Genomic DNA, 14,927 nt, shown 5'->3' on the forward strand with positions numbered 1-14,927 from the left:
AACGGACCTACGACTTGCAAAACCACACATACCCCATGTAGGTATGCTGCATGTCGTTGGCTCGTTTCTTCATGGTTGTCATCTTGACGCTATCCGCATCGCTCTCCGGTGCGATGGACGCGGGACATATGCACGCTATCGTTCATGACTACGTTGCCACTGAGATGATGGCGGATGAACAGCCTGCGTGCTGTCAGGACAGCACTGAACGCACCCAGACTTGCCATGCCATGCCAGCTCTTCTTCCGACAGTACAACCGGCCAGCACTGCGCCTTTAGCGGGCGAGGCTGTATTCTGCGCATCCGGGGTGCTGCTGACCGGTATTCAGCCGTCCGGTCCTCTCGATCCGCCGCGAGCGGTGTGATGCCTGCTGTGCCTATCCGTGGCGCAGCAAGAGACCAGCAATCACATCAACCCGGATTTCGCCCAAACACTGACTACGGGGCCTGATACTCCGGCGCACATCTTTCGAGAGGATAATCTCATGAAACTGATCAAAATACTGCTCGCTGTTACACCTGCCGCTGCATTGGCACTTGGAATGGCGTCCTTCGGATGGGCTGGCATGGCCCATGCCGACAGTCATTCAAACATGGCCGACCACGGCACCATGCATGTCACCAAAAGCCCGACCTGCGGCTGCTGTGGTGCATGGGTGGCACTGGCCCGCGAGGACGGTTACGACATTGAAATCACCGATACCGCTGACGTAACCCGCGTTAAACTGGACGCGGACATCCCCGGGAATATGTGGGCCTGTCATACTGCCATGATCGACGGCTACGTGGTCGAAGGTCATGTGCCGTTTGCAGCACTTGCAAAACTGCTGGAAGAGCGACCAGACATCACGGGCATCGCAGTTCCGGGAATGCCAGGCGGTTCGCCCGGCATGGGGAATGATCCGACCGCACGCTATGACGTGATCGCGTTCGGTGGCGATGCGGGTGATGGCGAGGTCTTTTATCAGGCCGGTCTGTGAAACGGCGCGCACTCATAGCCGGTGTTGGAGCGGTCCTGATCGGGGCCGCTCTCTATGCGCTCTACACAGTCGGGCAGGAGGCCGACCGCACCGTCCTGCGCGATACTGATACCCCAACCATTGCTTTGGGTGCAGACGTCTATGAGGCGAACTGTGCCTCGTGCCACGGTGCTGATCTCGAAGGCCAGGCTGATTGGCGGTCTCCAGGTGAGGATGGACGCCTCCCGGCACCGCCTCATGATGAAACCGGACACACATGGCACCATGACGGGGATACCCTGTTCCGGCTGACCAAGTACGGCACCGGTGCCTTGATCGGTGATCCTGACTACGCCTCGAACATGCCGATCTATGCGGGCGTTCTGAGCGATGAAGAGATCATCGCCGTTCTCAGCTACATCAAATCGACTTGGCCGGAGGACATCCGTGCCCGACATGACGAAATGGAAAATCGACAATGAGACAACGCGTTTTTGCAATCCTTTCGCTGATCGCAACCGCGACCAGTGCCTGGGCGCACTCCAAGGCTGAAGAGACTACTCCGGCAAATGAAGCGACAGTGGCATCGGTCGAGGTCATCGAAATGCGCTTTGATGATCCAATGCGCGTGACCGCGATTACGCTGACCGGACCGGACGGTGAAGTGGATATCGAGCGGGAAACCGGCATGGATGCCGTGACGGAGTTCCGTGCGCTGCCGCCCGCCGATCTGCCGGACGGGGCCTATACGGTTGATTGGCGCGGTCTGTCTTCGGATGGACACCCAATGCAAGGCAATTTCGGCTTCTCGGTTGCTGACTGAACGTCGTGGAGGGTTTGGCACCGGTAGATGGATGGGCCATTGCGGCCATCATTGCGAAGGCGGTGGGCTATGGCGCGGCACTTCTTGCTATGGGCGGGCCGCTGTTCATTTTGGCTTTTCCACGCGCATCCGCTGATGTGCAAAAATTGGCCCGGAAAATCGCCCTGATCGCCGCTTTGATCGGGCTTGCGGTGCTTGCATTGCGGTTTGGCATCCGTGCGGCCCGCATATCCGGAATGGGTTTTCCGGGGGCCGTCGATCCGATGATGCTTGGTTTTGTTTGGGACAGCCCCCTTGGGGCGGCTGCGATCTGGCGCGGCGCGGGTGAGCTGTTGGTTGTTGCGGTTCTGTTAAAAGGCGTCGTCGGCCTCGGAATAGGGTTGATCGGGGCGCTCTTGATTGCGGTGTCCTATGCGTTCGTCGGCCATTCTCTTGGTGATCCCCGTTGGCTGCTCGCGTTGTTGTTGACATTGCATCTGCTGGCGGCGGGGTTCTGGATTGGCGCACTGGCCCCTCTCCGTCATGCGGTCGGACAGCCAGCCGGGGCATCTCTGCTTCATCGCTTTGGAAACGTCGCCAGTATCACGGTCGCACTGCTTGTCGTCGCTGGTCTGATCTTTGCGTGGCTCATGACCGGATCACTCACCGCTACGGTTACAACTGCTTATGGTTGGACGCTGCTCGCCAAGCTCTGCGTTGTGGCAGGCCTGATGATACTCGCCGCGCTTAACAAATGGCGATACGTTCCGGCGCTCGCCTCTGGCGAACCTACTGCCGCGCCTCATCTGCGCCGCTCAATCCAGATCGAAGCCGTGGTTGTTCTATTGATTCTGATCACGACGGCGACGCTAACGTCGATCACCACGCCTCCGGTGAACTTCTAGCGTTTTTGGCACCGTTCATCACGGGTAATGCCCTCGGTAACGCGCGTGTCGGCCTGATGGCCTTTGGCGCGGACAAACCCTCGACTGAACAGTTACTTCGACGCCTTCTGCAAAAGCCCGATAAGCTCGTCGAATTTCGCCCGTTGTTCGTCCGGGTCGCCGCTCTGAATCGCAGTCTCAACGCAATGCTCGGCATGGTTCTCGAGAATCAGTTTCTCGACACCCAGGATCGCCGACCGGATCGCCGCTGTTTGCGCCAGAATATCCATGCAGTAGCGGTCGGCCTCGACCATGCCCGCCACGCCGCGCACCTGTCCTTCCAGCCGCGAAAGCCGGTCCAGTGTCTTGTCTTTGTTGGCTTTCACGCAAAAATCCTCATTCATTCGGAACCATCGGCTGACATTCTGGTTATATACCCCATAAGGGTATTTTAGAAAGGGTGAGCATGGCACATCACGGCGACACTACAATGGATTCAACAAATACGCATCACAGTAGCCATACCGGAAAACCAGGGGGGTACAGCAGGTTCTTTGCCATGATCGGCACCTCTACGGTGGTGATGTATGGCTTGATGTATCTCAACACATATGTGCTCGATCACGTCTTCTTTTCACAAACGCGGATGTGGATGGCGCTCTATATGGGCGGAATGATGGCGGTGATCATGCTGGCCTTCATGCTCGGCATGTATTCCAACCGCAAGGCGAACATCGCGATTTTTGCCGGGGCCGCGATAGCCTTTGCGGCGGGCGTTTATCTGGTGCGCTCGCAAGATACAGTTGGAGATGTTGCGTGGATGAAAGCGATGATCCCGCACCATTCCATCGCTATCCTGACCAGCGAACGCGCCAACATATCGGATCCGCGTGTGCGCGAACTGGCTGATGCGATCATCGAAGCGCAGCGCGGCGAGATTGCGGAAATGCGGGCGTATATCGCGGACATCGAGGCGAACGGCGATGCGCCCGCGGGCACTTCCCGAACAGAACCCTGAGACAAAGGAGACACACAATGCCTAAAGACACACGCGACGTCGCCGATGTGACGACCGACCCCGCCACTTCCGCAACCGGAAAGACAGCCGTTTTGTATCGCATGGCCCTGCCAGACCATCTGTGCCCGGCAGGACAGAAAGCACGCTGGCTTTTGGACAGCAAAGGATTTGAGGTCGATGATCGCCTGTTTCGAGAGCGATCAGAGGTCGACGCCTTCAAAGAAACGCATGACGTGCCCACCACCCCACAGGTCTGGATCGAAGGCGAGCGGGTCGGTGGTTACGACGCTTTGCGTCAAAAGCTGACCGACTATGACCCCGACGCGACAACCTACCGGCCGGTGATCTACCTCTTCGCAGTGGCCGCCGCAACGGCGTTGGCACTGTCCATCGGCTTTCTCGGCGCAATCGCATGGCAAACGCTCGGTTGGTTCATCTCCGTTTCGATGATCCTGTTGGGGATGCAGAAGCTCCGCGACATCGAGAGCTTCACGACGATGTTTCTGAACTACGATCTTCTTGCCCGCAAATGGGTGCCATATGCCTATGTTTATCCTTGGGTTGAGACGGGGGCAGGCATCCTCATGACGGGTATGTTGCTGACCCCACTTGCAGCACCTGCGGCGCTCTTTATCTCCACTGTCGGCGCGATCAGCGTATTCAAGGCTGTCTACATCGACAAGCGAGAACTGAAATGTGCCTGCGTGGGCGGCAATTCGAACGTCCCGCTTGGTTTCGTAAGCCTGACCGAAAACCTGATGATGATGGGCATGGCGATTGTGATGTTCGTCCTCGTCATCGCCTGACCTGGTCGGCTGCGAAAATTGATGCTGCACTTGGTCCGAACGGCCTATCTGCAAGCCGTGATGCCGGTTTAAGCGGACGTTGACAAAGCTATGCTCTATGGGAGCTTCGTCCCGCGACTTGATCCTTGAGCGCTTTCTGATCTCTGCGGCATATTGGAATGACCGTATCCCATGCCGCGCCGCCGAGTAGAGCCTTACGCTATTGCAGCGCGATACTTGCTGCAGCTGCGTAGATCTCGGTGTTACGCCGCAGCGGGAAAGCCGGTTATTCAGACATAGTGTAGCGCGAAAACAATGGCGAAGGATCAAGCTGCGGACAAACTGAGCATTCGCTGCGACTGCGCCAATACTGCTTTCGATCAGCGAACGGAAAGAAATCCGCTTTTCGCGTGGTGAAACCTGACATCATTCTCAATCTCGCAAAGACACATGCTGGTCGGCTGAAGGTAGGATCGCCGCAAGCCCTAACTGCAAAACTTCTCGCGTCGTCTCATCATCACAGCCACGCGATTGACGCCACATTGCAAGGCTGATTTGAGCCTCCAGATATATTGCGAGCAAGTTGGACGGCAAATCCGTTGCAACAGTGCCGTTCGCAATGCTTCGTTCAACGAAGGTCTGCCAACGTGTGATCAATGCGGCCTCAGATTCTTGAATTTGTCTGCTGAGCTTAGGCCCCGCGTCCATTTGAGAGTGACGTAGTTTCGTCAGCAGACATCCTTTTGGCATCCCTGCTGCATCTCTATCCGTCATCACTATATCGACAAACGTGCTCAGAACCTTTGGAGCTGGTCCGTCCGCTTCCAGAAGTTGATAAGCAGGGGTCAGCACTCGATCATAGTAAAGTCCAAGTGCTTCTGCCAAAAGCTGATCTTCCCCCGAAAACTCGCGATACAAAGCAGCCTTTGAGGTATCGGCACATCGGCAAACCTCCGCGATTGACACATGGCCAGTCGATGCACCCCAATAAGTGCGCATGGCGCTGTGCAGAACATGGTCACGATCAATCGACTTGGGTCGTCCACGTTTGGGTGGGACAGGTTTTGCGTCCAACGTATGACCTCATAGAGTATTGACAGTTTAATTTCGGACGGTATGTTCCGAAATTATATAACCCACCATAACTGACGAAACAATCAGCTTCAAAAAGGTAGCAGTCCCATGTTGAGAAGTCACTCTTCAAAACCGCTCTCTGCCACGCTGAACCAACTCCTCCGGATCGGTAAAATATGATGAAATTAGAGCTCTGTTCGATAGACGGCATTCAGATCAGATACGCGGCTGCGCGCAACTCTGGTCTGCCTCAGCTTCTGCTGACCTCGCCGCAACCCATGAGTATCCTTACATATGAACACTGGTGGGAGCGCCTTTCGCAGGCCTTTGACGTTGTGGCTGTTGATCTGCCAAATCATGGCGGGTCTGCGCCTGCGCGGCATGTGACAACCGTCAGCCAACATGCGCGCTTTCTGGAAAAAATCTTGGACCACTTTGACCTGTCCCATCCGCATTTTATCGGACCTGACGTCGGTACTCCCACCGTCCTGCGGTTCATGGCTGATCAGCCAGGCCGGATCAAATCCGCGACCGTTGGGGATGCGGGTGCCGTGGGCAAAGTGGAGGGCGCGCTTCTATTTCGGGCTCTCGTGTATTCGCGGCTTATCCGATTGGCCATCCTGTCGGCAGGTGGCCCGATTGGGGGACGTCTGTATTGCGCAGTAGCCAACAGTATTGGATATCGCCTGACCCGCCCGTCATCCAAGACGAAAGCTGACTATCGTGCTGGATCCACACAATTTGCCAAGCTGCGGGCGCAGTCGGGATTTCTTGCCAGTTATCCAAATGAGACACCCGCCCTCGAACAGGATGTGGTGAAGATCGAGACACCGGTGCAAGTCCTGCACGGCGAATATGATACCTTCGTTTCCGTCAAGAACTCGCAGAAGCTGGATGCGCTTTTGCCCAACAGCCGCTTTGCATTGATCGCCGGTGCCGCGCACTATGCATGGGAAGACGCCCCCGAGGATTATCTTTCGCGTGTGCTGTCGTTCATTGATGAAGTCGAAGGAGTTTGAGGGAAAGGCCAAAGCCTCTACAGAATTCCTTTTGGCCGACGGGTAAAGCGGCCGCTCATGCGCCATGCAGCATCTGTCACTTCGGGCTCGCACGTCGTTTTCGCCGTGGCATGGCCGAAGGTCTCTTTCAAATTGGCGAACGGCAAAGGCCGCTCGCCAATAAGGCTCAGATGTCGATCCGCTCTGCGATACTCAGGGCATCTTCCAACTCGACACCGAGGTAACGCACTGTGCTATCGACCTTCGTATGGCCGAGCAGAAGCTGCACAGCGCGAAGGTTGCCCGTCTTGCGGTAGATTTCCACAGCCTTGGTTCGGCCAAGCGAATGAGTACCGTAACCACTAGGCTCCAACCCAATAGATGTCACCCAATCACGGACGAGCCGACCGTGTTGCCGTGTTGAGATGTGTGGACGATCGTAGAAACGGCTCGGCAACATGAACTGGCAAGCAAACATCTCAGGCGATTTAACCCATGCCAAGACCAAATCTCGCGTGTTTTCAGCCAGTTCAAACTGAACCGGTCGTTTGGTTTTGCTCTGAACCACCGAAACCCGTTCGCGAACGCGACCCTCTTTAACCAAATCGTTGACGGTGAGTTTGACCAGATCAAAACCGCGTAGCTTGCTGTCAATTGCAACGTTGAACAGCGCAAGGTCGCGGGGATAGCCCGCAAGTTCGTGACGACCGCGGATTGCCCACACTTGTTTGGGAAGCAGCGGTCGTTTTTGGCCAATAATCCGTCCTTTGTTCCATATTATGCGTTTTGGGGTGACTGCGGGACGTTGTAATCTTGGCATTGTCTCCCCTCCAATCCTCCCTCCAAACCCAGATGTCAGCACCGCGCCAACATTGAGATTATAGCATTACGTTAAATGGCCGTTCTTGGGGCGCATTTGCTGGCGGTATCTCTGCGAGTGCATTTGGCCGGTTTGAGCCCTTTTCAACCGATGCTGGGAAACGCATGAATGTCTAGTTCTGACGCGAGAGGGGTGAGTTGCTTTCCTCAAGAGCGTTGCGAACGGTGGTCTTAGGCTCTATTTACCAATTGTGAATAGAACCTGTTCCACACGTGTTTGGAGGTTCCATGCAACACAGTTTCAGCGACTTCCTCAGACACGGCAGCAACGGCCATTATGTTCTCGCACGGCGCGATGGCCGCATCGTTGGTCGCCGCGCGGGGCTATCGCTCAAATCGACTTTCCCAAACTATTCCGCCTTGCGAGCCGATTTCAGTGAACGCCTCGACAAGGTGACTTCCGAAAACACTCGGATGCTCCTGAACGCGCTGACGCCGCCTGACACAGTGCCAACTGTTTCGGCATCCGATTTGCGAGATGTGTCCGATGCAAAGACGGAAGTGCTCAGTGCGTGGGACGCGCGCCTTGAGAGCATATTCAGCGACTATCACAACCACCCGCAACGGCTTCGACCGCTTCGAACGACCATGGAAGAACGCCTTTTGCGGGCCTTTGCTGGGCTGATCAACCAACTCCGACAAGAAAACCTCGGGATTGAGCAATATATCTGGCGCTCGCAAGATGATGCCAAGGTGCGTGACAGTCACGCTGCATATGATGACCGCGTGTTCTGGTGGGATAATCCTCCAGAAGGCGGGCATCCCGGCACGGCACACAATTGCCGGTGCTATGCCGAACCTGTTTTGCCGGGGGTTCAGAGCAATGTTGTACTCGCTGATTTTGCGCCTACGGCAGGTGGCGTCCCTGCTCTCGATTCAACTGACGCGATACGTGGCTTGCGCGCTCTGAGTGGCGTTGGCGCGGCGCTCCTTGCATCTGATGCGTTGCAGGACTGGACGGAAGCTATGCGTGATCGGCGCGTGGATGCGGCAGGCACGCGACTAGGGGTAGATCTGACAACTGTCGAAGGCCGTCTGGCCGCGACCGCGTATGCCCTCGTGCAGGAAGGGATTAGTAGCGGCGGGTATCCAGTCCTGCCCAAGAACCCCGAATTTGCACGCGTCGGAGCCGAGGCCGCTGCGCTTTACGAGTTGATGAACCCTGGCACCATTCTCGAAACGGGCGTGGGCGGCGACCCCGCAAAGCAGCGCGCTTTACAGGATTTCATTGAGGCCGCCGGGGCAGCGTTCGCGCGCGGGGATTTACGACTTCAAGAAGGTGAACTGGCGCAGGGCTGGGTCGAGGTTTTCCCTGAGCTTACAGAAGATGAACGCCGCTTGGGGCAACTGCCGGGCTTCACTCCGGAACGGATCGAGCAATGGCTTGAAACGTACCCGATTGAAGAACTGGGCCTACCGAACAACACAGCGTCGCCTATTCCCGGTGATCCCACCGACAACATCATTTCGACGCCCATCCCAGAAGAGACAGGGCCGAATATCGTTGATTCTCGACCTGCGACCACAACGACACCTGACGGCAATAACATCCTGCCCCATGGCAGCAAAGGAGACGGGCAAGACTACATTGGCCTCAAAGGCCACGATGTTGAGCAGATTGACGATATCATCGCCAACCCTCGTCCCGATCTGAGCGGTTTCATCGAAGGTCGTGGTCGCCTCAAAGGACAGGATGTTAGACTGTTGACGGGACCAGATGGTCATTGGGTCAAACTAGACGAAAACGGCAATGTGTTTGCGACGAGCAATCGAAACTTGCCTCTGAATCATAATGAAAATGATCCCGGTGAGATCATTCGGCCACTGGAGTGAACATGAACGAGCGATTTGAAGACCTTATAGCCCAGGCACAAACCGGTGGCGGTACAGAATGGATTTCCGAAGCCGAGCTTCTTGTGTTCAACGAATACCTTGCTATGCGAGGCTTTGGCGTTTCGCGCATGGAAGTTGCGCGAGCGGAAAGTGGAACAGTCGCGCCTAATCACGGTTACGGTGTGACCCCACAACCTTTTCCGGGCGACGATGATCACTGGATGCATCACTTCGACCCTAGTCGGTCCGCCGCATATGTTCGAGAAGCCGTCCAATACGCTAGAACCGATGGCGCATTGTTCGACTACAAGGTCTGGGCCGAACAACCTTAGAAACACCGAGAAGTTTGGTCAAAACCCATTCGTTTCTGCCCTGCCAACCTAGAGCCGCCATTGGTGCGACCGCAGCGAAAGCTAACTCCGTCCGCAAAGCCGCCCTTCTGCAATGATCTTCCCGCGGGCAAGACCGTGCGCCCGACCAGCACGAAAAAACCGCGCCCCAAAGGGACGCGGCTTGATCTGTTCCGAAACTGGAAAGCCGCTTATCGGCGCAGGCCCAGACGCTTGATCAGGTCCTGATAGCGCGCTTCGTCCTTGCCTTTGACATAGTCGAGCAGCTTGCGGCGCGTGGCGACCATTTTCAGCAGGCCGCGGCGACCGTGGTTGTCTTTCTTGTGGGTCTTGAAGTGTTCGGTCAGCGTGGCAATGCGCGAGCTGAGCACGGCAACCTGGACTTCTGGCGAACCGGTGTCGCCTTCCTTGGTGCCGAATTCCTTCATGACACGTGCTTTTTCTTCTGGCGTAATCGACATCGGGGTCTCCTGTACAAAGGTTAAAGGAATGGCGCAGGCCGGGATGTCGTCCAGCACAGGCCCGTGGAGGCATCGTGGCGGAAAGAATCAACCGCGATGGGGGCGTATAGGAAAATCTGCCGGGCTTGGCAAAGGGTTATTGCCGATAGGGCCCGCGTGGCCCGCTTTCAGGCGGCAGCAAGCCCAAGGCCTTGCATCGCGCTGAGCGGGATCAGGGCGATATTGGCATCCTCAAGCGGGCTGTCCCCGCCAATCTGTGCCACCATGCTGTCACCCATCCAGACTTGCAGTTGCCCCGCGTTTTCCGGGTCCGGTGCGAGGCGCACGTCGGGCTCTTCTGCGGCGTCCTGGCTGTCATCCCAGACGAAGAGGATTGAATCCTCCTGTGGCTCATAGTCAAGGATCTGTGCTTGCTGGCCGGAGTTCAGCCATTCGCCGAGTATGATGTCATCGGCCCCAGTGCCTGCGGTCACCGTATCATCGTTTCCGGCAAGGATCGTGTCTGCACCGCCGCCTCCGTTCAGGAAATCCCCCTGATCTATGTCGGCAAGATCGGGTGTCGGGGATGCATCCGTGGTCGCGTCGATATCAGGTGCTTCCAAGAAAAGGCCATCGATCACGTCATCCCCCCAACCTCCGAACAATACATCCTCGCCAAGGCCGCCTGAAAGCGTATCGTCGTGCAATCCCCCCTGCAGGGCGTCATCGCCTGCGCCACCGAACAGCAGATCGTCGTCGGCTGAACCTTGCATCGTGTCGTTACCCGCTGATCCGTCCAGCGTATCGGCGCCGTTGTGTCCGGCCAGCCAGTCATCTGCGTCACCGCCCAGCAGGGTATCGTCGCCATGCAGGCTGTCGTTTCCTGCACCCCCAGCGAGGACATCGTTGCCGGTGCCGCCGCGCGCTTCGTCATCGCCTTTGTCGCCGCTCAGCAGATCATCGCCTTCTCCGCCTGCGATCCGATCCATCCCGTCACTTCCTGACAGGACATCGTTCATGTCAGTGCCGGTGATCAGGTCGATGACGGGTTTGTCACTGCTTTCTTCGGCCAGCTGTTGCTGGGCTTCTGCGTTATCGTCATCCGGTTCTTCCTCGGAGGTGATCTCCACGTAGGCGACGGCGCTCACGGCCATCAGACCCATCAAACCTGCCAGAAGAAACATCCGTCACACCCTTCGTGAATGTGAATGCAGCACGCAGTTCACCACCAACAAAGGGCCACAAGCAAACATCTGATGCAAAGGGATTTCGGTAAACTAGTTAAAGCGGGCTTACGATCCAGGCCATCGGTTGCTGGCTGTAGGGCAGGTAGAGCGGGTGTCGCGGGTGGCCGTGTTTGGTCAGTCCCAGATGAAAAAGCGGCGTCTTGCCGGCAGCCAACAATGACAGGACTTCCTGCGCGCGATTGCGGTGGGTGCCGTGCACGCCCCAGGCGGCGATGATCTGGTCCGCGCGCCGCGTGGATTGGTGCAAGACCGCGTCGTTGTCCGGGCCATTCGGATCTGCTGCGCGGCGCAGGTCGCGCGGGTCGGTGGCGCGGAACGCGAAGAGATTGGCAATTTCGAAGCTGCCTGCTCCCAAGGCGCGCGCCCGGCGTTCGCAGCGTTCGATGGTCGGGTCGTTGCGCTCTTCCGTCGCGGTGGAGGGGTTGAGCATGACGAACATCACGCGCGGGCCTGCGGTGTCCCATGACCGGGTCAGGCCATAGCGGTATTGTTCACAGGCAGAGTAGAGCGCGGTTGAAACCGTGTCGCCGCTGGTATGATGCCGGGTGATCATGGTGCATAGGTGCCATTGCAGCTCCTCGCCCGCAAACGAAAACCGCCGCCCTGCTTGACGGGCGGCGGTCGTTGCCAGCTTGGCTTAGCCCAGCGCGATCTGGCGGCGGCGCGGAACGTCGAACCGCGCGCCTTGCCCCTCGATCACTGCGGCGGCGACCAGTGCGAAAATTACGTGGCCAACAAGCGCGACCCAGGTAATGCCTGTGAAACCCAGAAAGGCGGGCATGCCTGCCACCAGATGCGCCATGATGAACAGTGCAAAGACCCACAATGCGATACCATAGGCTGCCGCCGTGATGCTCCAGTGCAGGTTCGGCAGCAGGGTGCATTGGACGGGACGGGCGATCAGGAAATATCCCAACGTGTAGGCGATCAGACCGGTCAGCGTGTGCACCAGATAGGCCGCGCCGGACGGCGACGCGCCGAAAACCTGTTTGAGGGTGGAACTGGCCAAGCCGACGGGGGCGAGTTTTGCATACCCCAAAAGCGGGCTGATCCCTTGGCCGAAGGCATCAAAGGCAACTGTTGCAAGGGCGCCTGCGCTGAGCAGCGTCATGATGGTGCGTGTCATTTTATCGTTTCTCCGTTTGGGGTTGCGGTGGTGTTGCATTCCAGATGGGCCATGCCGCTCCACGTGAACAGGGGCATCACGCAGGCATGACGGCCCGGCCTCTGATTGAAACAATTTCTGAAACAAAGCGGCTCCAGCAGTGCCATAGCTGTGAGGCAAATGTCAGTTTGAAACAAACTGAAATACCGGCCGGGAACACCACCGCATAGAATCGGAACCATTTGGTCCAAAAACCAAACGAACAATGGGGCGTCGGTGAGCCCTTCTTCCAAATGGTTCTAAAAACCTCGGGTGAATGAGGGGCCGAATACCGTCATACCGCCGCCCCGTCGGCCTTTCCACTGGCACAGCGATGCCATCCTAGGAACGGGGTCGCGCAAATACCCGCGACGGATGCAATTCCCCCGCCTTGAAACGCCCGACTGCCACGGCGTGCCCGTCGAATGACGCCCAACATTCATCGCCGTATTCGACATCCCTGCCAATGACCATGCCGGGATTGCCATTGCGCAGGCGGGATGCGCCTTCGGCGGTTGCGGTGACTTGCGGCAGGTCTTGCAACCCTTCCTCAAGCGGGCGCAGATGGGTGTCCAGTTCCGGCGTGCGCGCCAACGCGTCGATCTGATCCAGCGTCAGACCGTCTTCCGCATCGAAGGGCCCGGACCAGATGCGGCGCAACTGCCGGACGTGCGCATGACACCCCAGTGCCGCGCCCAGATCGCGCGCGATGGAGCGGACATAACCACCTTTGCCACAAACCATCTCAAGTTCCACATGATCGGCGTCGGGGCGATCGGTCAGCAACAGGCTTTCCACGAACAGGGGTCGCGCGGCGAGGGTCATCTCCTCGCCATCGCGGGCCTTCTTGTAGGCGCGCTGCCCATCGATCTTGACCGCAGAAAACTGGGGCGGAACCTGTTCGATGTCTCCTATGAATGCGGCCAGCGCGTCCTTGATCGTGGCATCATCGGGGCGCGCATCGGAAGTGGCGATGACCTCGCCTTCGGCATCATCAGTATTGGTGGCCTGTCCAAGGCGGATGGTAAAGGTGTAGGCTTTCATCGCGTCGGTGATGAAGGGCACGGTTTTGGTGGCCTCGCCCAAAGCGATGGCAAGCACGCCGGTGGCATCGGGATCAAGCGTGCCTGCATGGCCTGCTTTCTTCGCGTCCAAGGCCCAGCGGACCTTGTTGACCACGGCCGTCGAGGTAAGCCCGGCAGGTTTGTCGACGATCAGCCAGCCCGAAATATCGCGGCCCTTGCGTTTGCGTGCCATGGAATGTCCCCCTGCGGTTTCGCGGCGTCCTATCAAAGATGCGCCGGGGCGCAATCCTTATTCGGCGGGCTCCACCACTCCGATGATCGGGCCAAGTGGTGTCCAGCCCGTATCGTCGCGGCCAAGGTCGGGCGCGCGGATGCGAGAGACCTTGCCATCGAAATAAAGCGCGTTGTCGATCTTCAGGTGGTCGCGAAACAGACGGCCGAAGCTGTCAAAATTCACGGTGGTGTTGGAAATGGCGAAGACTGCGCGCGTTCCATCCGTGCTGGTTCCGACGCCGTTGCGGATGAAGCGTGAGGTGCTGTCGGGCAGAAAGCGCGGATGCAGCGCACCGTCGATCACCAACATCGGGCCGGATTGCGTCGCGGAATGGCACTGCGGTTGCTCGGCGGCGAAGCGCCGGGTTTCAAAGACGTCTGCGCGGCCCTTGCGCAAGCAAAGAACACCATTCGGCAGGAGGCCGAAGTTTCCAGGCCCTTCGGAGGTGATCAGGCGCTGCACCTGCACGCCGTTCTCGATGTAGAGACCCACGGGCGCGCGATCATCATGGTACATGCCAGCGTTCATCGCAAAGCCGAGCCGTTTTCCATGCATCGCCAGCGCGTCATCAATAGTGCTGAAATAGCCGAAATTTTCGCCCGCCTCATTGTCCAGAAAAAGCATGAGTGCATCGCGGGTCACGTCGACCTCGCAAATGGTGTAGGGGTCGCTTTCGAACGTGTCGACACGACACTCCACCGCCAGTGCAGGTGTGGCGAACAGCAGCGCCACCGGAAGGGCGGCGAACCATTTCATTCCTCCGGCACCTCATCGGGGGCATCGGCATCGCGCCGAACCCGCTCCTCTGAAAGCATCCGGCGGGTCTGGTCCATCTGGTCAAAGGTTTCGTCGAGGCGAAACCGCAGGTCAGGGGCAAATTTCAGCGTCAGCTTCCTTGACAGCATCCGTCGCAGTTCACCCTTGTTGCGGGCCAGAAGCTGCAGCACTTCGTCCTGCCCTTCGCCGCCCAGGGGCAGCACATAGGCGGTCGCGATCTTGAGATCGGGAGAGGTGCGTACTTCTCCGACGGTGATCGACATCCGGTTCAGGTCCGGGTCGTGCACATCGCCCCGCGCCAGCACTTCAGACAGCGCGCGGCGAATGGTTTCGCCCACACGCAGTTGTCGCTGAGACGGGCCGGGGCCATCATGAAACTTGTTCTTTGCCATGCCCCCCATCTAGGGAATATCAAGCGCTTTGCCAATGGGGGCTGCG

At 57.9% G+C, this 14,927-nt stretch carries 19 protein-coding genes; 9 read left to right on the top strand and 10 right to left on the bottom strand.

What is annotated here, in order from left to right; translation table 11 throughout:
* Nucleotides 1–485 precede the first annotated feature (485 nt).
* From AB4X18_RS09025 to AB4X18_RS09040, 4 genes are read left to right on the top strand one after another with little or no spacing between them, the layout of a single operon-like run.
* Complete coding sequence (locus tag AB4X18_RS09025; RefSeq protein ID WP_370399767.1) at nt 486–980, top strand: DUF411 domain-containing protein; 495 nt, start codon at nt 486–488, stop codon at nt 978–980.
* Nucleotides 977–1,441, top strand: coding sequence for a c-type cytochrome (locus AB4X18_RS09030; protein ID WP_370399768.1), 465 nt, complete (start codon nt 977–979; stop codon nt 1,439–1,441). Before AB4X18_RS09025 ends, AB4X18_RS09030 begins: the two co-directional genes overlap by 4 nt.
* A complete protein-coding gene (locus AB4X18_RS09035; protein WP_370399769.1) occupies nt 1,438–1,782 on the top strand; it encodes a copper resistance CopC family protein in 345 nt (114 codons plus the stop codon). Before AB4X18_RS09030 ends, AB4X18_RS09035 begins: the two co-directional genes overlap by 4 nt.
* Before the next feature lie 5 nt (nt 1,783–1,787).
* The gene (locus AB4X18_RS09040; protein ID WP_370399770.1) at nt 1,788–2,666 is read left to right on the top strand and encodes a CopD family protein; all 879 of its coding nucleotides are present in this window, start codon (nt 1,788–1,790) and stop codon (nt 2,664–2,666) included.
* Between the two features lie 92 nt (nt 2,667–2,758).
* Here AB4X18_RS09040 and AB4X18_RS09045 read toward each other — a convergent pair whose 3' ends face one another.
* Nucleotides 2,759–3,031: a metal-sensitive transcriptional regulator gene (locus tag AB4X18_RS09045; protein ID WP_370399771.1), complete on the bottom strand. Its 273-nt coding sequence runs from the start codon at nt 3,029–3,031 to the stop codon at nt 2,759–2,761.
* A 173-nt stretch (nt 3,032–3,204) separates the two neighbouring features.
* Here AB4X18_RS09045 and AB4X18_RS09050 point away from each other — a divergent pair, with 173 nt between their 5' ends.
* Nucleotides 3,205–3,663, top strand: a complete 459-nt coding sequence (locus tag AB4X18_RS09050; RefSeq protein WP_370399772.1) for a DUF305 domain-containing protein — start codon at nt 3,205–3,207, stop codon at nt 3,661–3,663.
* A 17-nt stretch (nt 3,664–3,680) separates the two neighbouring features.
* Entirely contained in the window at nt 3,681–4,469 is a 789-nt protein-coding gene (locus AB4X18_RS09055) for a MauE/DoxX family redox-associated membrane protein (protein WP_370399773.1), read from the top strand.
* 411 nt (nt 4,470–4,880) lie between these two features.
* Here AB4X18_RS09055 and AB4X18_RS09060 read toward each other — a convergent pair whose 3' ends face one another.
* On the bottom strand, nt 4,881–5,333 hold the full coding sequence (locus tag AB4X18_RS09060) for a hypothetical protein (RefSeq protein ID WP_432817316.1): 453 nt from the start codon (nt 5,331–5,333) through the stop codon (nt 4,881–4,883).
* Between the two features lie 467 nt (nt 5,334–5,800).
* Here AB4X18_RS09060 and AB4X18_RS09065 point away from each other — a divergent pair, with 467 nt between their 5' ends.
* Nucleotides 5,801–6,541, top strand: a complete 741-nt coding sequence (locus tag AB4X18_RS09065) for an alpha/beta fold hydrolase (RefSeq protein WP_370399775.1) — start codon at nt 5,801–5,803, stop codon at nt 6,539–6,541.
* A 166-nt stretch (nt 6,542–6,707) separates the two neighbouring features.
* Here the strand turns inward: AB4X18_RS09065 and AB4X18_RS09070 are convergent, their stop codons facing one another.
* Nucleotides 6,708–7,340 (bottom strand): tyrosine-type recombinase/integrase, encoded by a 633-nt coding sequence (locus AB4X18_RS09070; protein WP_370399776.1) that lies wholly within the window; start codon nt 7,338–7,340, stop codon nt 6,708–6,710.
* Between the two features lie 287 nt (nt 7,341–7,627).
* Here AB4X18_RS09070 and AB4X18_RS09075 point away from each other — a divergent pair, with 287 nt between their 5' ends.
* Nucleotides 7,628–9,232, top strand: coding sequence for a phage minor head protein (locus tag AB4X18_RS09075; RefSeq protein ID WP_370399777.1), 1,605 nt, complete (start codon nt 7,628–7,630; stop codon nt 9,230–9,232).
* A 2-nt stretch (nt 9,233–9,234) separates the two neighbouring features.
* Nucleotides 9,235–9,564: a hypothetical protein gene (locus tag AB4X18_RS09080; protein ID WP_370399778.1), complete on the top strand. Its 330-nt coding sequence runs from the start codon at nt 9,235–9,237 to the stop codon at nt 9,562–9,564.
* A gap of 209 nt (nt 9,565–9,773) precedes the next feature.
* On the opposite strand, the gene rpsO is transcribed toward AB4X18_RS09080, so the two are convergent.
* The 7 genes from rpsO to rbfA all read right to left on the bottom strand — a co-directional run bounded on the left by rpsO (nt 9,774) and on the right by rbfA (nt 14,881).
* On the bottom strand, nt 9,774–10,043 hold the full coding sequence (gene rpsO, locus AB4X18_RS09085; RefSeq protein ID WP_037906963.1) for a 30S ribosomal protein S15: 270 nt from the start codon (nt 10,041–10,043) through the stop codon (nt 9,774–9,776).
* Nucleotides 10,044–10,210: 167 nt separating this feature from the next.
* Nucleotides 10,211–11,206 carry a calcium-binding protein gene (locus AB4X18_RS09090; RefSeq protein ID WP_370399779.1) on the bottom strand — a complete coding sequence of 332 codons (996 nt, stop codon included), beginning with the start codon at nt 11,204–11,206 and terminating at the stop codon, nt 10,211–10,213.
* 97 nt (nt 11,207–11,303) lie between these two features.
* Nucleotides 11,304–11,822, bottom strand: coding sequence for a DUF1643 domain-containing protein (locus AB4X18_RS09095; protein WP_370399780.1), 519 nt, complete (start codon nt 11,820–11,822; stop codon nt 11,304–11,306).
* A gap of 84 nt (nt 11,823–11,906) precedes the next feature.
* Nucleotides 11,907–12,395: a hypothetical protein gene (locus AB4X18_RS09100; protein ID WP_370399781.1), complete on the bottom strand. Its 489-nt coding sequence runs from the start codon at nt 12,393–12,395 to the stop codon at nt 11,907–11,909.
* Between the two features lie 360 nt (nt 12,396–12,755).
* The gene (truB, locus tag AB4X18_RS09105) at nt 12,756–13,670 is read right to left on the bottom strand and encodes a tRNA pseudouridine(55) synthase TruB (RefSeq protein ID WP_370399782.1); all 915 of its coding nucleotides are present in this window, start codon (nt 13,668–13,670) and stop codon (nt 12,756–12,758) included.
* 57 nt (nt 13,671–13,727) lie between these two features.
* Nucleotides 13,728–14,468 carry a phosphodiester glycosidase family protein gene (locus tag AB4X18_RS09110; protein WP_370399783.1) on the bottom strand — a complete coding sequence of 247 codons (741 nt, stop codon included), beginning with the start codon at nt 14,466–14,468 and terminating at the stop codon, nt 13,728–13,730.
* Nucleotides 14,465–14,881, bottom strand: coding sequence for a 30S ribosome-binding factor RbfA (gene rbfA, locus AB4X18_RS09115; protein ID WP_370399784.1), 417 nt, complete (start codon nt 14,879–14,881; stop codon nt 14,465–14,467). Before rbfA ends, AB4X18_RS09110 begins: the two co-directional genes overlap by 4 nt.
* Nucleotides 14,882–14,927 lie beyond the last annotated feature (46 nt).

Source organism: Sulfitobacter rhodophyticola, from assembly GCF_041281685.2.
In the GTDB taxonomy this organism is placed as follows: Bacteria; Pseudomonadota; Alphaproteobacteria; order Rhodobacterales; family Rhodobacteraceae; genus Sulfitobacter.